At 60.8% G+C, this 23,891-nt stretch carries 22 protein-coding genes; 9 read left to right on the top strand and 13 right to left on the bottom strand.

Going from position 1 to position 23,891, the window contains the following annotated elements:
* Window positions 1–37: 37 nt before the first annotated feature.
* From BLS87_RS03845 to BLS87_RS03860, 4 genes are all read right to left on the bottom strand, one after another.
* Entirely contained in the window at window positions 38–913 is an 876-nt protein-coding gene (locus BLS87_RS03845; protein ID WP_208605134.1) for a carbohydrate ABC transporter permease, read from the bottom strand.
* Window position 914: 1 nt separating this feature from the next.
* Complete coding sequence (locus BLS87_RS03850) at window positions 915–1,820, bottom strand: carbohydrate ABC transporter permease (protein WP_074750428.1); 906 nt, start codon at window positions 1,818–1,820, stop codon at window positions 915–917.
* Window positions 1,821–2,029: 209 nt separating this feature from the next.
* Entirely contained in the window at window positions 2,030–3,364 is a 1,335-nt protein-coding gene (locus BLS87_RS03855; protein WP_074750430.1) for an ABC transporter substrate-binding protein, read from the bottom strand.
* 74 nt (window positions 3,365–3,438) lie between these two features.
* Window positions 3,439–4,485, bottom strand: a complete 1,047-nt coding sequence (locus BLS87_RS03860; RefSeq protein ID WP_074750432.1) for a zinc-dependent alcohol dehydrogenase — start codon at window positions 4,483–4,485, stop codon at window positions 3,439–3,441.
* Between the two features lie 155 nt (window positions 4,486–4,640).
* On the opposite strand from BLS87_RS03860, the gene BLS87_RS03865 reads away from it, so the two are divergent.
* Window positions 4,641–5,795 (top strand): ABC transporter ATP-binding protein, encoded by a 1,155-nt coding sequence (locus tag BLS87_RS03865; RefSeq protein ID WP_083370596.1) that lies wholly within the window; start codon window positions 4,641–4,643, stop codon window positions 5,793–5,795.
* A gap of 140 nt (window positions 5,796–5,935) precedes the next feature.
* Window positions 5,936–6,535 (top strand): hypothetical protein, encoded by a 600-nt coding sequence (locus tag BLS87_RS03870; RefSeq protein ID WP_074750436.1) that lies wholly within the window; start codon window positions 5,936–5,938, stop codon window positions 6,533–6,535.
* Window positions 6,536–6,624: 89 nt separating this feature from the next.
* Here BLS87_RS03870 and BLS87_RS03875 read toward each other — a convergent pair whose 3' ends face one another.
* The 3 genes from BLS87_RS03875 to BLS87_RS03885 form a co-directional block, all read right to left on the bottom strand.
* Window positions 6,625–8,082, bottom strand: coding sequence for a YncE family protein (locus BLS87_RS03875; RefSeq protein WP_074750438.1), 1,458 nt, complete (start codon window positions 8,080–8,082; stop codon window positions 6,625–6,627).
* Between the two features lie 36 nt (window positions 8,083–8,118).
* Complete coding sequence (locus tag BLS87_RS03880) at window positions 8,119–8,544, bottom strand: DUF305 domain-containing protein (RefSeq protein ID WP_074750440.1); 426 nt, start codon at window positions 8,542–8,544, stop codon at window positions 8,119–8,121.
* Between the two features lie 74 nt (window positions 8,545–8,618).
* On the bottom strand, window positions 8,619–9,542 hold the full coding sequence (locus tag BLS87_RS03885) for a LysR family transcriptional regulator (RefSeq protein WP_074750442.1): 924 nt from the start codon (window positions 9,540–9,542) through the stop codon (window positions 8,619–8,621).
* A 137-nt stretch (window positions 9,543–9,679) separates the two neighbouring features.
* Here BLS87_RS03885 and BLS87_RS03890 point away from each other — a divergent pair, with 137 nt between their 5' ends.
* Window positions 9,680–10,735, top strand: coding sequence for a tartrate dehydrogenase (locus BLS87_RS03890; protein WP_074750444.1), 1,056 nt, complete (start codon window positions 9,680–9,682; stop codon window positions 10,733–10,735).
* 101 nt (window positions 10,736–10,836) lie between these two features.
* Window positions 10,837–12,189: a dicarboxylate/amino acid:cation symporter gene (locus tag BLS87_RS03895; protein WP_074750446.1), complete on the top strand. Its 1,353-nt coding sequence runs from the start codon at window positions 10,837–10,839 to the stop codon at window positions 12,187–12,189.
* Here the strand turns inward: BLS87_RS03895 and BLS87_RS03900 are convergent.
* On the bottom strand, window positions 12,186–12,863 hold the full coding sequence (locus tag BLS87_RS03900) for a murein L,D-transpeptidase catalytic domain family protein (protein ID WP_074750448.1): 678 nt from the start codon (window positions 12,861–12,863) through the stop codon (window positions 12,186–12,188). The genes BLS87_RS03895 and BLS87_RS03900 overlap by 4 nt on opposite strands.
* 333 nt (window positions 12,864–13,196) lie before the next feature.
* On the opposite strand from BLS87_RS03900, the gene BLS87_RS03905 reads away from it, so the two are divergent.
* A complete protein-coding gene (locus BLS87_RS03905; protein WP_425262199.1) occupies window positions 13,197–13,787 on the top strand; it encodes a cell wall hydrolase in 591 nt (196 codons plus the stop codon).
* A 241-nt stretch (window positions 13,788–14,028) separates the two neighbouring features.
* Here the strand turns inward: BLS87_RS03905 and BLS87_RS03910 are convergent, their stop codons facing one another.
* The gene (locus BLS87_RS03910) at window positions 14,029–14,883 is read right to left on the bottom strand and encodes a CAP domain-containing protein (RefSeq protein ID WP_074750451.1); all 855 of its coding nucleotides are present in this window, start codon (window positions 14,881–14,883) and stop codon (window positions 14,029–14,031) included.
* Window positions 14,884–15,223: 340 nt separating this feature from the next.
* Here BLS87_RS03910 and BLS87_RS03915 point away from each other — a divergent pair, with 340 nt between their 5' ends.
* On the top strand, window positions 15,224–15,880 hold the full coding sequence (locus BLS87_RS03915; protein ID WP_074750453.1) for a peroxiredoxin-like family protein: 657 nt from the start codon (window positions 15,224–15,226) through the stop codon (window positions 15,878–15,880).
* A gap of 122 nt (window positions 15,881–16,002) precedes the next feature.
* Window positions 16,003–16,905: a LysR family transcriptional regulator gene (locus BLS87_RS03920; protein WP_074750455.1), complete on the top strand. Its 903-nt coding sequence runs from the start codon at window positions 16,003–16,005 to the stop codon at window positions 16,903–16,905.
* A gap of 12 nt (window positions 16,906–16,917) precedes the next feature.
* On the opposite strand, the gene BLS87_RS03925 is transcribed toward BLS87_RS03920, so the two are convergent.
* Together BLS87_RS03925 and BLS87_RS03930 are read right to left on the bottom strand one after the other, a co-directional pair.
* A complete protein-coding gene (locus tag BLS87_RS03925; RefSeq protein ID WP_074751345.1) occupies window positions 16,918–18,144 on the bottom strand; it encodes a carbohydrate porin in 1,227 nt (408 codons plus the stop codon).
* 363 nt (window positions 18,145–18,507) lie between these two features.
* Window positions 18,508–19,386 (bottom strand): LysR family transcriptional regulator, encoded by an 879-nt coding sequence (locus BLS87_RS03930; RefSeq protein WP_208605135.1) that lies wholly within the window; start codon window positions 19,384–19,386, stop codon window positions 18,508–18,510.
* 135 nt (window positions 19,387–19,521) lie between these two features.
* Between BLS87_RS03930 and BLS87_RS03935 the strand changes: the two genes are divergently transcribed.
* A complete protein-coding gene (locus tag BLS87_RS03935; protein WP_083370598.1) occupies window positions 19,522–20,868 on the top strand; it encodes an MFS transporter in 1,347 nt (448 codons plus the stop codon).
* Window positions 20,869–20,881: 13 nt separating this feature from the next.
* Here BLS87_RS03935 and BLS87_RS03940 read toward each other — a convergent pair whose 3' ends face one another.
* Together BLS87_RS03940 and BLS87_RS03945 are read right to left on the bottom strand one after the other, a co-directional pair.
* Complete coding sequence (locus BLS87_RS03940; protein ID WP_074750459.1) at window positions 20,882–21,658, bottom strand: carboxymuconolactone decarboxylase family protein; 777 nt, start codon at window positions 21,656–21,658, stop codon at window positions 20,882–20,884.
* A 230-nt stretch (window positions 21,659–21,888) separates the two neighbouring features.
* Complete coding sequence (locus tag BLS87_RS03945) at window positions 21,889–22,872, bottom strand: aldo/keto reductase (protein WP_074750461.1); 984 nt, start codon at window positions 22,870–22,872, stop codon at window positions 21,889–21,891.
* A 97-nt stretch (window positions 22,873–22,969) separates the two neighbouring features.
* Here BLS87_RS03945 and BLS87_RS03950 point away from each other — a divergent pair, with 97 nt between their 5' ends.
* Entirely contained in the window at window positions 22,970–23,878 is a 909-nt protein-coding gene (locus tag BLS87_RS03950) for a LysR family transcriptional regulator (protein ID WP_074750463.1), read from the top strand.
* Window positions 23,879–23,891 lie beyond the last annotated feature (13 nt).

A 23,891-nucleotide genomic window follows, 5' to 3' on the forward strand; every position in this document is an offset into this window, starting at 1 on the left:
GGCAGTGTCCTTGGTAAAGCCTGTTTTGCGGCACGCCTTACTTCACCGCGCCCATGGTCAGACCTTGTACCAGATGCTTGGAAACCATCAACGCGAAAATAATCACCGGGAACACGATCAGCGTGCCGGTGGCCATGATCTCGCCCCAGGGCAAATCGTAGCCGCTCATGAAACTGGTCGCGGTGACCGGCGCCGTGCGGGCGACGTTGCGGGTCAACACCAATGCGTAGAGCAACTCGTTCCAGGAAAAGATGAACGAGAAGATCGCCGACACGGCAACGCCCGGCATCGCCAGCGGCAGGGCGATGCGCCAGAAAATGGTGAAGCGCGACGCACCGGACAAGCGGGCGGCTTCGTCCAGGTCCTTCGGCACGCCACGAAACTGATCCGTGCAGATCCACACCACGATGGGCAGGTTGAAGGTCAGGTAAATCAGGATCAGCACCAGATGCGTATCGATCAGGCCCAGGTTGCGCGCCATGAGAAAGATCGGCAGCGCAACGACGATCGGACTGAGCATGCGGTTGGTGATGAACCAGAACCACAGGTCCTCCTTGCCCTTGAACTCGAAACGCGCCAGCGCATAGGCGGCCGGCGTGCCGAGGCCCACCGCCAGCAGCGTGGTGCAGACGGCCACGATCAGCGAGTTGCCGAGGCTGTGCAGCACATCGCGCTCGAACAACACGTTGACGTAGTTATCCAGGTGCGGCGTGAACGCCCAGATCGGCGGCGAGGCGAGGGCTTCTGCTTGCGTCTTCAAACTGGTGGCGACCATCCAGTAGAAGGGGAAGACCGCGAACAGGAAGATCGCCAGCAGGCCAACGAGATGCCAGGCGTTGACCCTCATGCGAGGGCGTGCGTGTGCAGGGGTGCTGGCCATCGTCGGGTTTTTTGCAGCAGGAACGGTGGCCATGTCAGATCTCCCGGTAAACGAATTTAATGTACAGGCGCGCCAGCACGATGGTCAGAATCAGCATCAGGATCGCCTGGGCCGAGGCCACCCCCTGATCGAACACCCGAAAGCCGACGCGCTGGATGTACACGCTCACCAGTTCGGTGGCAGCACCCGGCCCGCCACGGGTCATGGTGAACACGGTGTCGAACATCTTGAGAATGTCGGCGGTGCGCAAAATCAGAATCACCGTGGCGCTCGGCAGCAGGAAGGGCAGTTGTACATAGCGCACGATCTGCCAACGGCTGCGGGTTTCCAGTCGCGCCGCTTCTTCGATTTCATTGGGGACCATGGTCAGCCCCGCCAACAGCACCAGTGCGCAGAAAGGGGTCCATTGCCAGATGTCCATCAGGGCCACGGCAATGAACGCGTTCGTGGTGTCGCCCAACCATTCGACCGGCCCCGCGTTGAGCATCGCCAGCAAGGCGTTGGCGACGCCGAAGTCGCGGTTAAAGATCAGGCGCCCGATCAGACCGGCGACGGCGGGTGCCGTGGCCAGTGGAATCACCAGGCTCATGCGCGCCAACAGCTTGAACCCGGACAGGCCCGGCTTGTGCAGCATCAAGGCGATGATCAGGCCCAGCGCCAGCTGAATCGGCACCACGGTGACCAGAAACAATCCGGTACGGCCCAGCGCTGCCCAGAACGAGGCGTCGTTGAGCACATTGAGGTAGTTGTCGAAGCCGATGAACGGCGTCGGGTCCTTGGGGCGCGCCAGGTTGTACTGGCGGAACGAATTGACCAGCGCGAACACGGTCGGAAAAATGCCGATCAGCGCCAGCGCGACAGTGGCGGGCGCAAGGAAGGAAAATGCAGCCCGGGTGTTGTTCCACAGCGTCGGGAACACCGTTTTTTTGTGGTTGGACATGTTGTTTGATTCTCCGGAGATCTGCTTCTGCCGGAGGCGTAGGAGCGTGGCTTGTCCCGCGATCGGCGGGGGAACCCCGTCGTAAACCCTGCTCACGCGGCAGAGTAGAAAAACCGCGTTGGCAGGGTCGCTGACGCTTTGCGCCAGATCGCGGGACAAGCCACGCTCCTACGGCCTGCGGCCAGAATCAGGAGCAGGTTGTTCCTCGTTTATTTCAGCAACTTCACCTTGCCGTCGTAGTAACCCGCTTTCTTGAGGATGTCCTCCATCTTGCTGCCGATGGCCTTGGCACCCGCCTCAACGCTGGACTTGCCGAGCATTATTGAGGTGCCGTTTTCGCCGACCACTTCAGAGATTTCAGGCCATTGCGGGAACCGTGGGCGGTAGTCCGGAACGCCGCCTTCCCACGAAGTCACCATCGGCTGAACAAACGGGTACTTCTTCTGCACGTCCGGGTCTTTGTAGACCGACATCCGGCCACTGACGCCTCCCGCTTCCAGGTAAGGTTTGGCCATGGCTTCAGAGGTGACCCACTGAATGAACAGCCACGCGGCCGCTTTCTGTTTGTCGCCGGAATTGGCATTGACCCCGAGCGAGAAACCGCCCAGCGCAGGCTTCAGACCCGCTGGCCCCTTGGGCTCGGTGGCGACCGCCAGGCAATCGGTGATTTTCGATTTGGCGGGATCGGCCAGGGTGCTGTAGAACGCCGACCATTCGGTGATCATCGCCACTTTGCCTTGGGCAAGCGCGTTGACGGCTTCGTTATGGTCATAGTCGACGATGCCCGGCGGCATGAATTTCATCAGGTCCTGACGGAACTGCAGACCTTCCTGAGAGGCCTTCGAGTTGAGGTTGGATTTGAAGTTGGCGTCCAGCAGCGAACCGCCGAACGGCCAGAGGAAACGCATGAAGCTGTCCGCCGACTGGGTTTCACCGCGCCGCGATTGCAGGGCATAGGCGTAACGGTCCTTGGACTTGTCGGTGAGCTTGGGCGCATAGACCTTGAGCAACTCATCCCAGGTTGCTGGCGGTTTGTCGAAACCGGCGTCCTTGAGCATGCATTTGTTGTAGAACAGCAGGCCCGAGTAGTTATCGAAGGGCAGTCCGTAGGTCTGATTGTCCCAACTGCCGAACGACTCGAGCAGGATCGGGAAGAAACCGTCAAGCTTCAGGTCCGGGTCGGCCAGCTTGGCGTCTTTGGTGAACGTGGTGATCGGCTCCAGCCAGCCATTCCCGGCGAACTCACCGATCCACACCACGTCGGTCAGCACCACGTCCAGAGGTTCGGCGCTGCTGAAGCGCAGCACTTCCTGCTCGCGGGTATTCTCGTACGGGATGATTTCGTAATTGACCTTGATCCCGGTCTTTTTCTCGAATTCCGGCAGCAGCTTGATGGCAGCGGCGTAGCCGGGGCGATCGAGAAAGATGGCTTTGATTTCGGTGCCTTTATAGGGTGCTGCGGCTTCTTCCAGTGTCCAGGCCTGAGCAGCACCAGACCCTAGCGCGACGGACAGGGCGAGGGCATTCCATACCAGCTTCTTCATTACGTGACCTCTTTATTATTGTGGGCGAGGATTACGCGTTGTCTGCGCTCACGCGCATCGGGAGTTACAACTTCTTATGAGTCAGTCTCTTGCTCGGCGTTGGGCAAAATGATCGTTTTCAGCGCACCGTCGACAAACTCCGAGGGGTAACTGAAAGCCTTGGTGGCGTGTTGAAGGTCGAAGCGGTGGGTGACCAGGCAATCAACATCCACCAAGCCTTGCGCGACCAGTTGAATCGCCCGGTCGTACACATGGCCCATGCGCCGTGACAGGCGAATGTCCAGCCCCTTTCGACGCAGCAATGAGGCGCTCAATGGCGCGTATTGATCGCCGTCGGGAATGCCCACCAGCACCACCCGACCGCCAATGCGCGCGGATTGCGCGGCAATCTGAAACCCTTCGGGCGAATTTGTCGCTTCCAGCACCAGATCGACGCCGCGGCCATCCGTCCACTCGGCAATCGCGGCGTGGTCGGCGGCCACTTCATCGGCACCCAACTGGCGGGCTTTCTCGGTGCGGTAGTTGATCGGGTCGATGGCGTAAATGGCTTTTTTGCACATCATCCGCGCCAGTTGCAGCAGGCACAGGCCGATAGGGCCGCAACCGATGATGGCGACCGTTTCAAACAGTTTTTTGCTGCCCGCCAGGTCCATCGCATGAATCGCCACGCCCAAGGGTTCGAGCATGACGGCCTGGACCGGCGTGAAGTGGTCGGGAACGGGATAAATCTGGCTGGGCGAGACCACGATATATTCGGTCATGGCGCCGTGGGTGTGGGGTGGCGAACCCAGGAATTGAACGTGCGGGCAGAGGTTCACATGACCGCGATGGCACCATTCGCACTGGCCACAGGGTTTGGCCGGATCGACCGCAACCAGCTGGCCGGCTTTCAAACCCAGCGCGGGTTGATCCTCGACCACGCGGCCGGCGAATTCATGCCCTGCGATAAAGGGCTGAGTGATGCGCGCATGGCCGATGGCGCCTTCCTTGTAGTAATGCAGATCGCTGCCGCAGACCCCGACAGCGCTCACCCGCAACAACACTTCGTCGCCAACCGGCACCGGCACCGGTTTTTCACCGATACGGATGTCACGGATGCCATGGATGTATGCAGCCCGCATTCGGTGCGCTCCTTGACATTTGTATTTTTAGAATTACAAATGATCGTAGGACGAAATAGTTTGATGTCAAGTGCGCTACCGTTAATGAATCGGTATGTGTGCCTACGAAGTTTGCATACGGTCATCCAACAACAATAATTTCAGGGGACACGATTTTGACTGAGCTCAGTTTGAGTGGCGTCGAGAAAGCCTATGGCGACATCAAGGTGTTGCATGACATCCACCTGAGCATCGAAAGCCGCGAATTCGTGGTGTTCGTCGGGCCTTCCGGGTGTGGCAAGTCGACCTTGCTGCGCTGCATCGCGGGGCTTGAGAGCATCACCCAAGGGCAGATCCGCATCGGCGCGCGTGACGTGACGTTCCTGGAACCGGCCGATCGCGGTGTGGCGATGGTCTTCCAGTCCTATGCGCTGTACCCGCACATGTCGGTCTACGACAACATCGCCTTCGGCCTCAAGATGCAGAAAATCCCCAAGGACCAGATCGAGGCCAAGGTGCGCAACGCCGCGCGCATCCTGCAACTCGATCCCTTGCTGGATCGCAAACCCAAGGCACTGTCCGGCGGGCAGCGGCAGCGTGTGGCCATTGGTCGAGCGATCGTCCATGAACCGGAAGTCTTTTTGTTCGACGAGCCACTCTCCAACCTCGACGCCTCGCTGCGGGTGCAGATGCGTATCGAGATCGCCAAACTGCATGCCGACCTGCAAGCGACCATGGTCTACGTGACCCATGACCAGGTCGAAGCCATGACCCTGGCCGACAAGATCGTGGTGCTGAACAAAGGCTGCATCGAACAGGTCGGCTCGCCACTGGAGCTCTACCACCATCCACGCAACCGCTTTGTTGCTGGCTTCATTGGCTCGCCGCAGATGAGCTTTTTGCAGGTGTCAGCGGCGGCGGTCAGTGCTGAGGGGGTTGAGGTGATCCTGCCCGGGGGCGGGCGTCTGTGGGTGCCGGTGCAGGGCGAGGGTGTGAAGGCGGGTGATGCGCTGACCTTGGGGCTGCGTCCTGAGCATCTGTCCGAACGGGGGCAGGGCGACGCGCAGATTCCGGCGAAAGCGCTGGTCGTGGAGCACCTTGGCGGAGAGACGTTTACTCACGCCGAGACCGCTGACGGCAGTGACCTGATGATCAAGGGCGACGGCATGTCCCAGGTCAAGGCCGGGCAACCACTGGCGATTGGCGTGTCCGGGGGTCGATGCCACCTGTTCGATGCGCAGGGACAGGCGTTACCCCATCGGGTCCATTACACCGCGCGGGCGAGTGAAAACAGCCTGCAATCACCCGGTTCAGCGGCGGTTGCGGGGTAACGGTTTAGCGCTCGGTAATGCCAGAGAGGTCATCCCAGAGCGGTTTCTTATAATTTTTTCTTCAGTGATGGCCTTTTGCGCCGATACAGCCCTGGGCCCGATGCGTTATCGGGCACGATGTTTAAACCAAGGAGCTGTAGATGCGTATTACCAGTGTTTTGATGTTGGCGGGCACCTTGCTGCTGACCGGTTGTTCGTCGCTGATGCAACCTGTCGATAACCAGACGGTGCAGCCAAGCGCGCAAGACGGCGCTCAAGTCGTGTTCATGCGCAGTGCGTTTACCGCCAAGGCGATCGACGCATCGCTGTATGACGTCACCGGCGGCAAGACGCAATTCGTGGGCATTCTGTCCAACGACACCAAGATCGCTTACCCGACCGCGCCAGGCCATCGCACCTTTATGGTCGTGTCCGAAGCCGCCGATTTCCTGGAAGCCGATCTGGCGCCAGGCAAGACCTACTACTCGATGGTCACTCCCCGCATGGGCATGTGGAAAGCACGCTTCTCCCTGTGGCCGGTGGCGCGCGATCCAAAGGCTGAATACAGCCTGCAATCCAAGGATTTCAAAGACTGGATCGGCGACACCAAACTGGTCACCAACTCACCCAAATCGTTGAACTGGTTTGAAACCCACAAAGCCGATGTCGAAGCCAAGCGCGTTGAATACTGGCCAGTCTGGCAGAAGAAAAGCCCAGCTGACCTGCAATTGCGCACCTTGCAGGCCGCTGACGGACAGTAACCTGCTGTAAGTCCTGACGTCAGCGGGTCGCACGTCTTACCCATTTGGTAATCATGTCGCCACAGGTAAGCCGTGCAGCGCAAAAGCGATTACTGCGCCTGAACCTGCGCCAATGCGCCCAACTGGTCCGGCTTGCCCGCCACCACCACCAGATAACGCCGCTGCTCGGGTGTGTCGTTCTGCACGATCTGTCGGATCGGGCCGATAGTGTTGACGATGGCCGACCCCGCCGGGTTGGTCATGAAGGCTGACAACGGCTGCAGGTTGCCACTGCCATCCGGCTTGTCGGCCAGTGCCAGGGTGTAAGGCTGCTTGGGTTCAAGGCCCGTGACCGCCGCTTGCAACACTTGTGTCAGGCCCTGGTTGAACAGCGTGACGCTGGTGGGTGCCTGATCCGCAGGCGTGCCAACCGCGTTCAAACTCAGGTGCGCCGCTTGCCCGGCCACCCCCAGCGGCTTGAGGTTGTCGGTGCCGGCACCTTTCTCCACTGCATTGGGCACATAGGCGATGGCTTGCGGCGCCTGGCCAATCGGGATGTTGGCGATGACCTTGTTGCTCAACGTGTCGATCACCGCAAACGCATCGGCGTTTTCCAGACCCACATAAATACGGCTGCCGTCACCCGACGGCCAGATGCCGTGAGGCAGGTTGCCGACCGGGATCGTCGCGACTTTCTCGAACGTATCGGTGCGATAGACCTGCACCTGATTCAGTCCACCCACGGTGATGTAGGCGAACGAACCATTGGCGTTGTTGACCAGGTTGACGTGGTTGGCAATCGGCCCGATGTCCAGCGTCTTGATCAGCTTGAACGGAGGTGTGGCTTCAAATACCTGCGCTTTGCCGACATCCTTCAGCGTGAACCAGACCTGCTTGCCATCGGCGGACGCGGCGATATTCGGGCAGAATGGGCTGGCCTGTTGCACGTGGCCGACGATCTTGTGATCAGCGACGGACACCACCACCGTTTCCGGGTTGAACGAGGAGCAGACGTAACCGTATTTGCCGTCCGGCGAGAAAATCTGCATGCCGGGCCCTGCCGGTGTCTTGATGCGAGTCTTTTCCTGGAAGGTCTTTGCGTCGATCACCGATACGTAGTCCTCGCCGCGCACGGTCACCCACACCTCTTTGCCATTGGGGGTGAAAAACGCTTCATGGGGCGCTCGCCCAACGTAGGTCTTGTGCTTGACGGTGTTGGTTTGCGTGTCAATGAACGACACCGAGTTGGTGCCGATGGAGACCACCGCCAATGTCTTGTGATCCGGCGAGAAGCCCAGTCCGTGCACCAGCACTTCGCCTTTGTACAGCGGGCTGAGGTTACCCGGCTGTGGGTCGCCGAGGCTGATTACCCCGAGCAGTTTGTTGTCCACCGGATCGGTGACCGATACGGTATTTGAGAATTGCTCGGCTGCGTACAGGCGATCCTGATGGGAGATGGGAATGTCCTTGGCCGAGGCCTTGCCGGGAATCTGTCCGGCGAAACTGGACATCGAAGCGGTTATCAAGGCGCAGGTCAGCAGCGCCATAGGAAAACGAGGGAGGTGCATGAGATTTCCTTTTTTCGTGAAGTCAGGGAGTGACGATCAGGGCTGCGCCGTGATCGGTGTCTGGGTCGGGGAGGCGACAGATGGCGGCAATGGATCGCCGATGGCCAGGCGCATCGCGGCGATTTCCTGCTGTTGTTCGACGATGATTTCCTGGGCCATGCGCTTGAGCTGTTCGTTGTGGCCGTACTTGAGCAGGGTCACGGCCATGTCGATGGCGCCCTGATGATGCGCGCTCATCATCGCCACGAAATCGCGGTCAATGTCGCCGGTGGGTTTGCTGTCCATGCCGGCCATCATCGTTTCCATGGCGGCAGCGTTTTCCTGAAGGAAGGGGGCCTCGGCGCTGATGGGATTGGGTGTGTTGCCGTGCTCGTGGCCTTCGTGGCCTAGGGCGGCGGACACAGCGCTCATCAGTAGCAGCGCGACGCCGCAGTGCAATGAAGGGCGGGTGAGTCGTGACATGTGCGTTTGCTCCTGTCTGAAAGCGTTCACAGGCAGGACGCACGGCGCAGCGGGTTATTCCATCGGCAGGTGCATCATTCAATTTCCGACGCCGTCTCCCCCAAGTGATCAATGTGCGTGAAGCGCTCGACCAGAAAGTCGATCAGGCTTCTCACGCGGGCGGACAGGTGCAGTTGCTGCGGGTAGACCGCGTAGACGTCTGCCCGGGTCGGGGTCTGGTCTTCGAGCACCAGGCGCAGGCGGCCGCTGCGCACATAACGGGCGATGTCCCACTCGGCTCGCAGCAGAATGCCGTAGCCCTCCAGCGCCCAGTTCAGGGCGACCTCACCGTCATTGCACCCCAGCGCGCCGCGCACCTTGATGTTCTGCGTCTTGCCGCCGTTGGTGAAGCTCCAGACGCCGTAGGGCGTTTCGTTTTGCCGCAAGAAAATGCAGTTGTGCTGTTGCAGGTCGGCCAGCCGGGTCGGCACGCCATGCTTTTCCAGATACAGCGGTGAGGCGCACAACAAGCGGCGATTGGAGGCGATCTTACGCGCATGAAACGCGGCATCCGGCAGGGTGCCGAAACGGATGCCCAGATCGAAGCCGTGGGTGGCGAGGTCCAGGGGGTGATCGCTGATTTCGAGCTGGATCTCCACCTCCGGGTAGCGCGCGAAAAACGCCGCCAGCGCCGGGCCGATATAGCGCCGGCCAAACCCCAAAGAAGCATTGACGCGAATCAGGCCCTTGGGCGTGGCGCGGCTGCTGCTCACCAACTGTTCGACCTCTTCGATCTGCGTGAGAATTCGCGCCGCGTGGGAAAAGTACAGCTCACCCTCGGTGGTCAGGCTCATGGATCGCGTGGTGCGGTTGACCAGACGAATGCCGAGCCGCGCCTCCAGTGCGCTCAGTCGCTTGCTCACGGCAGGCGGTGTCACCCCGAGCTCCCGCGCCGTGGCGGCGAGGCTGCCTTGTTTGGCGAGGAGGTAGAAAAACTGCAGATCCAGGGACTGATTCATTCGTAACTCAAAGTTATGGATGTAGTGATTCTGGGGCACTCACTGCGTGGCGCTCACTACATATACTCCGCTCACACCCCGCTTGAACAGCCCGGTTCAAGCGGCATAACAAAAACGTGACGAGAGTGGAGTTGATCATGAACGCATACAACATTGCAGCGATCCCAGGCGACGGCATCGGCGTTGAGGTCATCGCAGCCGGTGTGGAAGTGCTGCAGGCCTTGTCGAAAAAATCCGGCTTCGCGCTGGAGTTCAAGCACTTCGACTGGAACTCGGACAATTACCTGAAGAACGGCTACTACATTCCCGAAGGCGGCCTGGCTGAGCTCAAGACGTTCGACGCGATCTTCTTCGGCGCAGTCGGCGCCCTCAATGTGCCGGATCACATTTCCCTGTGGGGCCTGCGTCTGCCGATCTGCCAGGGCTTCGATCAGTACGCCAACGTGCGCCCGGCGCGCGTGCTGCCCGGCGTGAAAAGTCCGCTGCACAACGGCGACCAGATTGACTGGGTGGTGGTGCGCGAAAACTCCGAAGGCGAATACTCAGGCAATGGTGGACGCGTTCACCGTGGTTTGCCGGAAGAGGTTGCCACCGAGGTGTCGGTCTTTACCCGTGCCGGTGTCGAGCGTATTCACCGCTTCGCGTTTGAACTGGCGCAAAGCCGGCCCCGCAAACACCTGACCATGGTCACCAAGTCCAACGCCCAGCGTCACGGCATGGTCTTGTGGGACGAGATTTTCTACGAGGTGGCCAAGGACTTCCCGGACGTTAAAGTCGACAAGGAGCTGGTGGACGCCGTGACCACGCGCATGGTGCTCAAGCCTTCAACGCTGGACGTGATCGTCGCGACCAACCTGCACGCCGATATCCTCTCGGACCTGGCGGCGGCGTTGTCGGGCAGCCTGGGCATTGCTCCGACGGCCAACCTCAACCCGTCACGCCAATTCCCGTCGATGTTCGAGCCGATTCACGGTTCGGCGTTCGACATCACCGGCAAAGGCGTTGCCAACCCGGTCGCCACCTTCTGGACCGCGGCCATGATGCTGGAGCACCTCGGTGAGCCTGCTGCCGCCCAGCAACTGATGTCGGCCATCGAGGCCGTCACTGAAAGCGGGTTGCACACGCCGGATCTGGGCGGCACGGCGACCACGCGGCAGATCACCGATGCAGTGCTGGCGCTGATCAACCGCTGAGGCGGCGCATCGATTCAAAGTAATGCAGTTATCGCCGAGGGGCAGGGCACGGACCTGACCCCTCGGTACTTCCTGACAACAATAAAAATCAGGGCCCTGTCATGAAAAGAATACTTGGCAAACTCTACGTACAAGTCCTTATCGCGGTCATTCTCGGCGCCATCGTCGGGGTGTTCGTTCCCGAAACGGCCACCGCGCTCAAACCCTTGGGCGACGCGTTCATCAAGCTGATCAAAATGCTGCTGGCACCGGTGATTTTCCTCACCGTGGTCTCGGGCATCGCCCGCATGGAAAGCATGAAAGAGCTTGGGCGCGTCGGCTTCCGCGCGCTGCTGTATTTCGAAGTGGTGTCGACCCTGGCGCTGGTGGTCGGGTTGGTCGTGGTCGATGTGTTCAAGCCGGGCGCCGGCATGAACATTGATGCAGCCACGCTCGATACCTCAAGCCTGGCGACCTACACCACCGCCGCCAAGCACGCCTCGTTCATGGATTTCATCATGAACATCATTCCCGACACCATCGTCGATGCCTTCGCCAAGGGCAACGTGCTGCAGATTCTGCTGTTCTCGATTCTGCTGGGCGTCGCGCTCGCTCAGGTCGGCCCTCGCGGCAAGGTCTTCGTCGACGCGCTGGACAGCCTGATGCAGGGCATGTTTCGCATCGTCAACATGGTCATGCGTCTGGCCCCGATCGGCGCGTTCGGCGCCATTGCCTTCACCATCGGCAAATACGGTTTCGGCTCGCTGTTCTCCCTCGGCAAACTCATGGCGTGTGTGTACCTGACGTGCGCGGTGTTCGTGATTTTCGTGCTCGGGCCCATCTGCCGATACAGCGGTTTCAGCCTGTGGAAGTTCCTGCGGTTCATCAAGGAAGAACTCTTCACCGTGCTGGGCACCAGCTCGTCGGAGTCGGTGTTGCCGCAGATGATTTCCAAGATGGAAAAAGCCGGTGTGTCGAAACCGGTGGCCGGGATGATCATTCCTTCGGGGCTGACGTTCAATCCCGACGGTCAGGCGATCTATTACACCATCGCCGCGATTTTCATCGCGCAAGCCACCAACACGCCACTGACCCTGACCGATCAATTGATCGTGCTGGCCGTGCTGATGTTTACCTCCAAAGGCTCGGCAGGCGTCACCGGTTCAGGTTTCATCATCCTGGCGGCCACCCTGGCATCGCTGGGCACCATTCCAGTGGCGGGAATGGTCCTGCTGTTGGGTGTTGATCGCTTCATGTCCGAGGCGCGGGCAATCACCAACACCATCGGCAACGGCGTGGGCACCATGGCCATCGCCAAATGGGTGGGCGCGCTGGACACGGAGAAGATGAACAGGGCGCTCAACGGCGAGCCTGAACCGGAAAAGGCCGAGTCTGTCGGGCCCGAAAAGCCGGCGGTCACTTCGTCGAATGCTCCCGGGTTGCTGCCGGGGCTCAGTCGCGTGTCACAGGGTTAGCGCAACGTTATTCCGGGCGTGCAGTGGATGAACGTCGATGACTTCAGCCACTGCGTGTCCGGGTAATAAATGAACACCAGTTGACCGTCCTTCAGCGTGTCGATTACCGGCCGCGCGGCGGCAGTCGGCACCGCAGGGCAACCATGGCTTCTGCCGATTCGCCCGTTTGCACGGGCGAAGTCGTTGCTGACGTAATCGGCACCATGGATGACCACGTCCCGTTCGAAGGCCCGGTCGTTTACCCCCGGCTCAAGGCCGTCCATGCGCAGCGAATAACCGTTGCGCCCGATATAGGTCTCGCGGGTGCTGTAGAGGCCAATGCTGGAGGCCAGGCTGTCCGGCGCGTTGGAAAACTGCGTGGCCAGGTTATCGCCGCTGTTGCGGCCATGGGCGACCAGCTCGTGGAAGAGCAAGGTGCGCGTGGCGAGGTCGAAGACCCACAGGCGCTGCTCGGTCGAGGGAAGCGAGTAATCGATAACGGCGAGTTTTGTGGTGGGCGTGTTGGACGTCGACATCCGGCATTGCGCCGATTGCACGGCCAGTTCGATGACCTGAGGGTTGGCGTCCGGCGCGGCACGGCTCAGGGCGGCGCTCAATCCCTGCCCGCTTTCGGCGCAGACCAGCGCGGGGCACAGCGACGCGATCATCATCAGTAAAAACAGCTTGGTTGCCATGCATTACGCTCGCTGGGAAACGGCATCGCCACCCCTCAATATCGTCAACCGTGCAACGTGGTTGCAAGCACCACTCGTCCCGACGCTGAAAGCCGTTGCATAAAGTTAAAACGCCACTATGCTGCTTCCAGCGAGCTGGTCTCAGGTCGCAGTAGGTCTTTGGCGTCTCCCAACAACAACACCCATAACCCGTCGACGACTGCTTGCGATGTTCCGGTTCACCCGTGGCGGACCTGCCTGGATGGCGGCCAGCGGTGAGGCGGGTGCAGGTGCGATCGGCCTTGAACAGAAGGTTCGACGATGCGCCTTATTTGCCTTTCAATCTGCCTGCTGATGGCGACGTTCGCGGGCCAGTCGCAGGCGGCTGACGCGCCTCCGGCGCCGGAAGCCGTGGTCAGCAAAGCACAAGTGCTGGAAGAAAAAGCGGCTGACAAGGACGGTGCGACACCGGCCGTGCCCAAGAGCGAAATCATCACCCAATCCGAAGCCCAGGCCGTTGACCCTGAGGGTGCGGCGTCGGTGGACGATGCCATCGTCTGCCTCTCGCGCACGATCTACTGGGAAGCCAAGGGCGGCACTGATGCGGACATGTCGGCGGTGGCCAACGTCGTGCTCAACCGGCTGGGCCATGAGGGCTATCCGGACACGATCTGTGGCGTGGTCAAGCAGGGTTCAGAGAAGAAGGCCTGCCAGTTTTCCTGGTGGTGCGACGGGCGTTCCGATCAGGTGAAGGAAGATGATCGCTACGCCGCCTCCAAGGAAATCGCCCGCAAGGCGCTTAACCAGCAACTCAGCGACAGCACCAAGGGCGCCATGTACTTCCACGACCGCAACGTCAAACCCGCTTGGGCCAGCGAGTACATCAGGACGGCAGAGACCGGGAAGTTTCTGTTTTATAAACCGAAGGACGGGAAAGCGAAGTAGGGTGTAGATACCTGATCCAGCGTACAGCGGGTGTGTCGATTCTGTCTCCCACAGGGACCGAGTCAATGCGCGCAGCGAGGATGCAGTCCAGTCTGTGGAAGTGAGCGCGCTCGCGAATGCGGTGTATCAGCGGACGTCATTGCCCAATGACCCACCGCATTCGCTGCCCTCGTAACCTCGGACGTCTCCTACAGTGATCGAGTCAGTCCGCACAAGACAGCGGCGGGCGTTCACATGGTGGCTACTGCTTCACCCCAAACATCGCGGTCCAGTAAATGCCGGCGTCGCTTTTCGGGTCGGTGGCGTAGGCGGCGCCCAGGTCGCGGAAGTCGGGGTTCATCAGGTTGGCGCAATGACCGGGGCTGGCGAGCCAGCCTTCGACCACCTTGCGCGCGCTGTCTTGCCCGGCCGCGATGTTTTCGCCGATTTGCTGCCCGATATACCCGGCGAGTTCTGCGCGGTCACCGGGGGTGCCGCCGTTGCGGCCTTTGTGATCGAAGTAATTGTTGTTGGCCATGGACCGCGTGTGCCCCTCGGCAGCCGTGGCCAGGGTGTCGTTCCACGCCAACGGCGCAGCGGCCGAGAACGGTTGACCGCCACACTGATGCGGCACGCTGCGAGCGGCATTGATCAGCCCAAGTATTTTCTGCCCCTCGGCCTGGGCGTTGCCCAGCCCACCGGCCAGCAAAGGCCGCGCCAGCACGATGCGCCAGTCACGGTCATTGCGGCTCACACCCACGTCGACAAACTGCGGGTCCAGGACCACCTGACAAAAACTTTCCTGAATGGCTTTCATTGCCGACGCCGCGTCACGCGGGCCGGACAACGAGATCGCCTGGACGGTCACCATGGGATAGGACGCACGGGCCAGCACCTGTTGCAGATCCACGCTGCCGGTGGGCGGCAGGTTAAGGCGTGAGTCGGCCGTCAGGGGAGGGAGTTCTTGAGACACGACGTTGGCGCAGGGTTGCGCCTGGCTGCGAAAGCTGTTGATCGACTGCACCAGTTGCGTTTCTTCACTGGCCTGCGCGGTGCCGGTGACCATCACCAGCCATGAAAAGGCGGCAAGACCCATAGAAAATGATGTGAGGCGCATGAAGATCTCCCTTGAACTGACTGCGGCCATGATGCGCGATTTTGCCTGTATCGAAATAGTCTGAACGAAACAATCTGAACGAAACAATCCACAGAGGTTGCAATCGAGTGACTGCTTTTTGCAATCGTTGCGATAAAAATGCTCCGCGTACCGTGGCCGCGCGAAGGGATTGCCGGGCGGCAGACGCGGCGCGATGGGTCATTGTGTGGTGACAGGGGACAGCAAGCCTGCCCATTCCTTCAACGCATGACTGTTATCACCCGAGCCCGTCTTCTTGGGGGCGGTGAGGATTGAGAGGATGAGCGCCTCGCTTCACTCATCACTCACAAGGAATACCGCCATGACCCTCCAAGCCAAACTCGACGCCTTTAAAGCTGACTTCGTTGCAGGCAAGCCTCCGTACAACGCCCCAGCACCCGTGCACGTGATCATGAAGCGCGCCACGGATGAACTGATCGCATCCGGTCAGGCCCAACGCACACTGAAAGTGGGTGACAAAGCGCCGGTCTTCACCCTCAACGATCCCGAGGGCAATCCGGTGTCCTCCGCCGAGCTGCTGGCGAAAGGGCCGTTGGTGATCAGTTTCTACCGGGGTGTCTGGTGCCCGTACTGCAACATGGAGCTGCAGGCGCTGGAAGAAGCCTTGCCTCAGTACCGTGAACTGGGCGCGAATCTGGTGGCAATTTCTCCGCAGGTTCAAGCCAATAGCCGCAAATCGGTGCGCCAGAACCACCTGACCTTCCCGATTCTCAGTGACGTTAAAAGTCAGGTGGCCGAGGCTTTCGGTCTGCGCTTCAAACTGCCGGATTACCTGATCGACCTGTATAAAGGTTTCGGTAATGACCTGCCGACCTTCAACGATGACGCCAGCTGGGTACTGCCGATGCCGGGTCGTTTCGTGATCGGCCAGGACGGGTTGATCACGTACGCCGAGGTCAATCCCGATTACACCCTGCGTCCAGAACCGACCGATCTGTTGCCAGCCTTGCGCGGCTGAACAGTGTTGTGAAACCAGGCTGCCACCTCCCGTGGCAGCCTTTTTGGCGTGCAGGCTGTTGCAACCTTCGTGTATCAGCGATGCTGCGCACTGCCCGAAGAGCGATTGAAGAAGGAGTGCTGATGGACCGTCTGGCCGCGATGGAAACCTTTATCTGTGCCGTGGAAACCGGGTCGTTCTCGGCTGCCGCCAAGCGTCTGGGCGTAGGGCAGCCCGCGGTGTCGAAGTCCATCGCCTCGCTGGAGGAAACCCTGGGCACGCGCCTGTTGTTACGCACCACTCGCGGATTGACGCCAACCGAGGCCGGGCAGGCTTACTACGACGCCGCCAGACTCACGGTCGATCACGCCAACGAAGCCGATGCCGCAGTGCGCGGGGTGGGCTCGGGCTTTACCGGGCGCTTGCGAATCAGCGCCGCAACGACCTTTGCCAGCCTGCATGTGGTGCCTTATCTGGGGCCATTGCTCAAGCAGCATCCGGGGTTGAACATCGAGGTGATTCTCGATGATCGCAGTGTCGACCTGGTGGAAGAGGGCATCGACGTGTCGCTGCGCATGGGTGTGCTGGACGACTCATCGATGACGGCGAAAAAGATTGCTCAAGGACGGCGACGGGTGATTGCCACGCCTGCGTATCTGGCGTGCCATGGGATTCCTGTCCATCCACGGGATCTTGAAGGGCACCAGGCGGTGATCTATAACCGCGCCGGGGGCGGCGATACCTGGCCGTTGCGCCGGGGAGACGAAACACACAGCGCATCGGTGGGCGGGCGTTTGCGCGTGTCGGCCGCTGAAGGGGTTCGCGCGGCGGTGAAAGCCAACCTCGGCCTGGCGATGGCCTCCGAGTGGATGTTCGCGCCGGAACTGGCGAGCGGTGAAGTGGTGACCGTGCTGGATGACTGGACGTTACCGTCCATTGACCTGTGGGCGGTGTTCCCCGCAGGCCGCATGACCAGCGCCAAGGCCCGGGTGTTCGTGGATTACGTCGCCGCGCTGCTGGGCAATGAACGCCCAGACAACGTTTGAACGGACGGTGGGTTACAGCGTCGCCTTGACCTGCAAGCCGACGATCAGGGTGTTGTCGATGTCCTCGCCATAGAACGCGCCCGGTTCAATGATGTACTGCACCGAAGGGCGCACGGTCAGCCATGGCGCGATCTGTGCGCCGTAGGTCATCTCCACCAGACCTTCGCCGCTGGCCAGGTCAGGGAAGTCCTGACCGTCGGCCAGCGCTGCGTTTTCCTGGACGTCCCGGCTGCGGGCGTTGAAGACTGCGCGACCGTAGCCGATGGCGACGGTGTCGTTGGGTCGGGACGCAAAAGGTTTTTTCAGGGCAAAACCGGTCGAGTACCAGCGACGGAACGGCGCGGCGGCAGCGCTGGCATTGGAGAACTGACCGAACACGTGGACGTTGCGGCCGCTGACATCACTTGAGTTCCAGATCGCCTGGTCCATCAGGAAATACGAGCCCTCACGCCCGGCGACTTCCTTGCTCGTGCCGATGCGCGGGGCGTCGGACGTGTCGTAGTAATAGCCGACGCGATACTCGCCGGGCAGCTCGCCGAGCACGTTGTAGATCGCTTCGATGGGCAGAATGTTGCCCGTGCTGTCTTTGGGCGCTATGTCCCAGGCGCGACTGGATTCGCCGTTGCTGGCGGCGTCGACCTTGAATGCGGCGACCTGCAACGCGAAGTTCGGCGTGAAGCGGTACTTGGCCATCGCCCCCAAGTGGGCGTTAGGGTAGTTGCTCCAGCCGCTGCCGCCTGACATCGCCAGTGGATGACCGCAGAAACCAGCGTTCATGAAGTTGCACAGAATCCCGCTGCTCAGGCCGCCCAGGTCGTTGCCCATCGCCATGTAGCCCAGCTTGACGTTCAGTGCAGGGGTGAAGAGGGTGTTTTCGTAGCTGAGCTCGGTCAGCCGCGTGTACAGGCCGCCGTAGTTTTCCTGCACCGGCAGGCGGTTGCCCACCAGATCGCCGGAGCCGTCGTTGCCGCGCCGGTCGTTGAGCGTCAACTGCACTTTGCCGCCGCTTTCCAGGCCCAGCAGTTTGCCGAGATCGAACTGCGCACCCAGCTTGATGTTCTGTGAATAGCGGGTGCCGCGCTGTTTGCCGCCGTGAGCGTTGTAGACCGTCTCCCCGCTGTAGTCGCCGGTGATTTTCACGCCCTGTGCGGCCAGTCGGCTACGGCTGCCGTCCCAGTCACCCGTCATCGTCGACTGCTCCAGCCAGTCATCGGCCAGGGTCGGCGCGGATGCGGCCATTGCCAATACGGAGCCGACCACCAGCGCCGTGGAAATGCCACGGCGCGAGCCGGATTCGAACGTGAATTGCGAAGGATTGCTCATTGATCAACCTGAAGGGCAGTAGCTCGTCACGGGGACGACAGCGTAAAAGAGGAGGGCCGCGCGCGGGCGCGCTCGCAAGCGGGCGCAATGAAACCATAAAACGGACTAACCGGTTAATCTGTTTTTGCGATGACGGGTATCGTCGCTGTCCATAGTCATCAGGTTGCGCACAGCCACTCAGGCCTGACGGCGAGTTGAAGCTTGAAGTTGTAGCGAAGGGGGCCGGTGTACGGGCCATCCCAGCCGTTCAATTCAGGTCCTTCAATTCAGGTGCTGGGATCACGCCAGCGCCTGGATCAACCTCTTGAAGGCAGGCAGCGCCGGGTTGTCGTTGTCCCTGCGCGACACTCGATACAGCTCGGCATGCAATTGCGCATCGCTGAGCGGGCGAAACGCCAGGTTTTCGCTGTGTAGCTGCGTGGCCGAGGCCGGAACGATGGCCACACCCAATCCCGCCTTGACCATGCTGATCACGGTGTGGGTCTGCCCCACGTGATAAACGTAACGCGGGGAGACGCCGGTCATGGCGAACAGCCCGGCGATGCAGTCGTAGAAATACCGGCCTTCATCGGGTGCGTACATCACGAACGGTTGCAGATCGAGGTCGCGTACGGCGATGGCGCGCTTTTGCGCAAGCGGGTGCTGCTGCGGCAGCGCAACCAGCAAGGGTTCACGACTGATCAACTGGGCGTCGAGGGTGTCGTGATCACTGACTTGCCTGACGAATCCCACGTCGATGCGGTGGGCGGCCAACGCGTCGAGCTGCGCGCTGGACACCATTTCCTTGAGCGTGAACTGCAACCCCGGCAAGTCCTGGGCGGCACGGGTCAGCAGCGCAGGAATCATCTGGTACGCGCTGACGGCCGTAAACCCCAGCGTCAGGTTGCCGGCTTCACCCCGCGCCAGTCGCCGAGCGCCTTCTGCGGCCTGGTCGGAGAACGCCAGAAGGTGCCGGGCGTCCCGTAAAAAGCCCAGACCGGCGGCTGTCAGTTTCACCGAGCGATTATTGCGTTCCAGCAGCTGGATACCCAACCCGCGCTCGAGCAACTGAACCTGACGACTCAACGGTGGTTGCGTCATGTGCATCCGCGTCGCAGCCCGCCCGAAGTGCAACTCTTCTGCCACGGCGACGAAACAACGCAACTGGTGTAATTCCACGATTCAATATCCGCATCAATCCATACAGTCTCTATGTTAGACCTGAATCGATCGCTGCTCCTATCATCGGCGTGACAGTTGTACGACAACAAAAACAAAATGCCCGCCTTCAACAGAGCGGGTGGGAGACACATCATGCTCAGCAAATCCCTTCCCGCGGATTTCGCCGACGCGCAAGCGAAGGTCGGCCGCCACCGTTTTCTCATTCTTTCGATGATCTTCATTGTCACCGTGGTCAACTATGCGGACCGGGCGACCATGTCCATCGCCGGCACTGGCGTGGTCAAGGACTTGGGGCTGGACCCGATGATGCTAGGGATGATTTTTTCAGCATTCGCCTGGGCCTATGCGCTGGGGCAGATTCCGGGTGGCTGGCTGCTTGATCGCTTTGGCGCGCGTCGCGTCTATGGCTGGAGTCTGGTGCTGTGGTCGTGCTTTACGATGGCGCAAGGCACCGTGGGCTGGTTTGGCCTGATGGGCGCCTCCGCCGCGATGAGCCTGTTCGCCATGCGCTTCATGCTGGGGCTGGTCGAGTCTCCGGCGTTTCCCGCCAACAACCGCATCGTGTCGTGCTGGTTCCCGACCAGTGAGCGCGGCACCGCGTCGGCGTTGTTCAACTCGGCGCAGTACATGGCCGTGGTGCTGTTCACGCCGCTGATGGCCTGGCTGACCCACGCGCTGGGTTGGGAACATGTGTTTCTTTGGATGGGCGGGCTGGGACTGGTGCTGAGCCTGTTCTGGTTCGCGCTGTACCGCGAACCCCACAGCGACAAGCGTTTGAGCAGCAAGGAGCTGGACTACATGCGCGAAGGCGGCGCTTTGGTGGATCTGGAGCTCAATCGCAAGGCGCAGAAGAACAAAGCGACGTTCCAGGAAATTAAACAGCTGTTCACCAGCCGTACGCTGTGGGCGATTTATCTGGGGCAGTATTGCATCACTGCGCTGACGTATTTCTTCATCACCTGGTTCCCGATTTACCTGATCAAGGGCCGTGGCATGACCATCATGGAAGCCGGCTGGGTGGCCGCGCTCCCGGCGATCTGCGGTTTTTCCGGCGGCGTGCTGGGCGGGATGTGCTCGGACATGCTGATTCGTCGTGGCGTGCACCCGTCGGTCGCGCGTAAGACGCCTTTTCTGATCGGGATGGTGATGTCGACCGTGCTGGTGATGGCAAACTTCGTCGACGCCAACTGGATCGTCATCGCGTTGATGGCCTTCGCTTTCTTTGGCAAAGGCCTGGCGGCGGTGGGCTGGGCGGTGCTCTCGGACACCGCACCCAAAAACATGGTGGGCTTGAGTGGTGGCGTGTTCAACGGTATCGGCAACATTGCCGGGATCATCACCCCCGTAGTGATCGGCTACATCGTGGCCACCACGGGGTCGTTCAATATCGCGCTGTGGTTCGTGGCGGCACACGGGCTGTTGGGTGTTTTCGCCTACGGCGCTTTGGCCGGCCGGTTTGAGCGGGTGGAGTTGCGCTGATCCCTGGCTGAATTCACCCGGCGCTGCGCGACGCGAACACGTCCTTGAGCACCGGCACGGCGGACATCGCCTTCGGCCAACCCACATAGAACGCCAGATGAGTCACCACCTCGGCCGCCTGTTCACGGGTCAAACCGTTGTCCATGGCCCGGTTGAGGTGGAACGTCAGTTGTGCGGACTGGTTCTGCGCGATCAGTGCGGCGACCGTAATCAGGCTACGGTCCCTCGGCGTTAGATCAGTGCGGCGCCAGAGGTCGCCGAACAGCACATCGTTGGTGTAGCGCGCCAGCTCCGGCGCAGTGACGCCCACCGAGCCTTCAACCGCGGCACGGCGTTTGGCTTCACTCTCCTCATTCAGCGTGAGCGGTTCGCTCGGCGGTGGCGTGATCTGCTCGGGATCAAGGCCCCGTTCAGCAAACACCTGCTTCGCCACGCCCACCGCCGACATCGCGTTGGGCCATCCGCTGTAAAACGCCAGATGGGTGATCAGGCCGGTGATCTCGACGGGTTTGACGCCGTTGTCCAACCCCAGCTTGATGTGCCCGGTCATCTGCGCGGTCTGTCCGCTGGCGAGCAGGGCGGCGAGGGTGATCAGGCTTCGGTCGCGAGGGGGCAGGTCCGGACGTTTCCAGACTTCGCCAAACAGCAAGTCCGTGGTGTAGCGGTAGAGCTGCGGGGTGATTTCAAGGACATCCGGCGACGGTTGGGGGTCAGGCCGGGACTTGCCTTCCTCTGCGCCCGCCAACGCTGAGAAGAACACACTGGCGAGCGTGGTTGCGATCAACTTCATACCTTCGTCTCCTGAAAAAGGGTCCATCTTAGGCAACCCTGACGGGTGGATTAAGGGCCGTGGGCGGGATGCCGTCATGAGCAGCGCTCACCAATGGAGGACGCTGCGCGTGATCCGGAATTGTTTGGGATGAATAACAGGGAGTTCGTCACGGCGGGAAAAAGCCCTGCCGCCAGTCCTGCGCAAACGCAGGACTGGCGCAGGCTTGGGATGAGATCAGCGGAGCGGGATCACCGGTTGACGGCTTTCTGTAAGTGAGCCGGGTAACGGTCACCGACGATCTCGATGGCCTTAAGGGCCGAGTCGATGGCCTGCAGATCGGTGGCGGTCAGGACGATGTTGGCGGCACCGACGTTTTCCTCAAGCCGATTCAGTTTGGTGGTGCCGGGAATCGGCACGACCCAGGGTTTCTGCGCCAGCAGCCAGGCGATGGCGATCTGTGCGCGAGTGGCGCCTTTGCCGTCCGCAATCGTGCCCAATACGGCCACCAGCTGGGCATTGGCCTTGCGGTTTTCTTCGCTGAAACGCGGCAGGCCCTTGCGGAAGTCGTCGTCAGCGAACGTGGTGTCAGCGTCGATGGCGCCGGTGAGAAACCCTCTGCCGAGCGGGCTGAACGGCACGAAGCCGATGCCCAGTTCCTCCAGCAACGGCAGGATTTCCTTCTCCGGTTCACGCCACCACAGCGAGTATTCGCTCTGCAGCGCCGCCACGGGCTGAACTGCGTGGGCGCGGCGAATCGCATCGGCGCCCGCCTCGGACATGCCGAAATGCCGGACCTTGCCCTCGGCGATCAGGTCCTTGAGCGTCCCCGCCACGTCCTCAATCGGTACGTTGGGGTCCATACGGTGCTGATAAAACAAGTCGATGCGATCGGTCTTCAAGCGTTTGAGCGACGCTTCGGCCACGGCGCGAATGGTCTCAGGGCGGCTGTCCAGACCTTGCGGCGGTTCGCCGTTCTTGAAACCGAATTTGGTGGCGATCACGATCTGGTCGCGAAAGGGGGCGAGCGCCTCACCGAGCAGTGCTTCGTTGGTGAAAGGGCCGTAGGCTTCTGCGCTGTCGAAAAACGTGACACCGCGCTCGAAGGCGCCGTGGATCAATTTGATGGCGGCGGATTTCTCCGTCGCCGGGCCGTAGGCGAAGCTCAAGCCCATGCAGCCAAGGCCGATGGTGGACACCTGCAGACCGCCTTTACCCAGTGTGCGTTGTTGCATGTTCTGTCTCCTTCGATAGGTTCGAACTACCTTATATTCATGTACCTTCTTCAACAATCCGCTCAACGTTGCATGGCTACATGAGGTTAATTCATAAATGATTCGAGCCGACTTGCCGGAACTGACGGCCTTCATCGCCATTGCCGAGCACCAGAGTTTCAGTGGTGCGGCCCGGGTGCTGGGCGTGTCGCCCTCGGCGCTGAGCCATTCGATGCGCAACCTGGAGGCGCGGCTGGAAATGCGTCTTTTCAACCGCACCACGCGTTCGGTGGCATTGACCGAGGCGGGCGAGCAATTGCTGCAGGGCGTGCGCCCTTTACTCAATGACCTCACCAATGTAGTCAATGAAGTCACTTCCGCGCGTAATACCCCGTCAGGTTCGATTCGGATCAGCGCTTCAGAGTCGTCGATCAGAACGCTGATTCACAACGTCGTCCCGAAGTTTCTGGAGGACTACCCACAGGTCCATATCGAGCTGATCGCCGACAGTCGGTTGGTGGACATCGTGGGCGAGGGCTTCGATGCCGGCATCCGGATTTTCGACGATGTACCCAAAGACATGATCGCGGTGCGCTTCGGCCATGACATTCACTTTGGTGCGGTGGCATCGCCTGCGTATCTGTCGCGGCATCCGGCGCCTCAGCTGCCCCATGACCTGAAAGCGCACCGCTGCATCCGCTTCAAGTTTGCCAGCGGCGCGCTGTTTCGCTGGGAGTTCGAGTACATGGGGCAGAACACCAGCATCGACGTCGACGGACCGATGACCATGGACAACATCAACATGATGATCGAGGCCGCGCTGAACGGCATCGGCATCGCCTGGGCGCCGCTGACGCAGGTCGAAGACCATCTGACAGAAGGGCGCCTGGTGCATCTGCTGCCGGAATGGAGTCCGACCTATCCCGGTGTCTGCCTGTATTACCCGGCCAACCGTCACCCGCCGATGGCCTTGCGGCTGTTTGCCGAAGCGGTACGGGCGTGGGCGCAGTCGCGGCAGCCCAACTGATGCCATCGGCATC

Source organism: Pseudomonas abietaniphila (assembly GCF_900100795.1).
Taxonomy (GTDB): domain Bacteria; phylum Pseudomonadota; class Gammaproteobacteria; order Pseudomonadales; family Pseudomonadaceae; genus Aquipseudomonas; species Aquipseudomonas abietaniphila.

What these genes read in the sequence shown, in the direction of transcription:
- BLS87_RS03845 (WP_208605134.1), bottom strand. Translation starts at nt 913, where the DNA reads ATGGCCACCGTTCCTGCTGCAAAAAACCCGACGATGGCCAGCACCCCT.
- BLS87_RS03850 (WP_074750428.1), bottom strand. Translation starts at nt 1,820, where the DNA reads ATGTCCAACCACAAAAAAACGGTGTTCCCGACGCTGTGGAACAACACC.
- BLS87_RS03855 (WP_074750430.1), bottom strand. Translation starts at nt 3,364, where the DNA reads ATGAAGAAGCTGGTATGGAATGCCCTCGCCCTGTCCGTCGCGCTAGGG.
- BLS87_RS03860 (WP_074750432.1), bottom strand. Translation starts at nt 4,485, where the DNA reads ATGCGGGCTGCATACATCCATGGCATCCGTGACATCCGTATCGGTGAA.
- BLS87_RS03870 (WP_074750436.1), top strand. Translation starts at nt 5,936, where the DNA reads ATGCGTATTACCAGTGTTTTGATGTTGGCGGGCACCTTGCTGCTGACC.
- BLS87_RS03875 (WP_074750438.1), bottom strand. Translation starts at nt 8,082, where the DNA reads ATGCACCTCCCTCGTTTTCCTATGGCGCTGCTGACCTGCGCCTTGATA.
- BLS87_RS03880 (WP_074750440.1), bottom strand. Translation starts at nt 8,544, where the DNA reads ATGTCACGACTCACCCGCCCTTCATTGCACTGCGGCGTCGCGCTGCTA.
- BLS87_RS03885 (WP_074750442.1), bottom strand. Translation starts at nt 9,542, where the DNA reads ATGAATCAGTCCCTGGATCTGCAGTTTTTCTACCTCCTCGCCAAACAA.
- BLS87_RS03890 (WP_074750444.1), top strand. Translation starts at nt 9,680, where the DNA reads ATGAACGCATACAACATTGCAGCGATCCCAGGCGACGGCATCGGCGTT.
- BLS87_RS03895 (WP_074750446.1), top strand. Translation starts at nt 10,837, where the DNA reads ATGAAAAGAATACTTGGCAAACTCTACGTACAAGTCCTTATCGCGGTC.
- BLS87_RS03900 (WP_074750448.1), bottom strand. Translation starts at nt 12,863, where the DNA reads ATGGCAACCAAGCTGTTTTTACTGATGATGATCGCGTCGCTGTGCCCC.
- BLS87_RS03905 (WP_425262199.1), top strand. Translation starts at nt 13,197, where the DNA reads ATGGCGACGTTCGCGGGCCAGTCGCAGGCGGCTGACGCGCCTCCGGCG.
- BLS87_RS03910 (WP_074750451.1), bottom strand. Translation starts at nt 14,883, where the DNA reads ATGCGCCTCACATCATTTTCTATGGGTCTTGCCGCCTTTTCATGGCTG.
- BLS87_RS03915 (WP_074750453.1), top strand. Translation starts at nt 15,224, where the DNA reads ATGACCCTCCAAGCCAAACTCGACGCCTTTAAAGCTGACTTCGTTGCA.
- BLS87_RS03920 (WP_074750455.1), top strand. Translation starts at nt 16,003, where the DNA reads ATGGACCGTCTGGCCGCGATGGAAACCTTTATCTGTGCCGTGGAAACC.
- BLS87_RS03925 (WP_074751345.1), bottom strand. Translation starts at nt 18,144, where the DNA reads ATGGCCGCATCCGCGCCGACCCTGGCCGATGACTGGCTGGAGCAGTCG.
- BLS87_RS03935 (WP_083370598.1), top strand. Translation starts at nt 19,522, where the DNA reads ATGCTCAGCAAATCCCTTCCCGCGGATTTCGCCGACGCGCAAGCGAAG.
- BLS87_RS03940 (WP_074750459.1), bottom strand. Translation starts at nt 21,658, where the DNA reads ATGAAGTTGATCGCAACCACGCTCGCCAGTGTGTTCTTCTCAGCGTTG.
- BLS87_RS03945 (WP_074750461.1), bottom strand. Translation starts at nt 22,872, where the DNA reads ATGCAACAACGCACACTGGGTAAAGGCGGTCTGCAGGTGTCCACCATC.
- BLS87_RS03950 (WP_074750463.1), top strand. Translation starts at nt 22,970, where the DNA reads ATGATTCGAGCCGACTTGCCGGAACTGACGGCCTTCATCGCCATTGCC.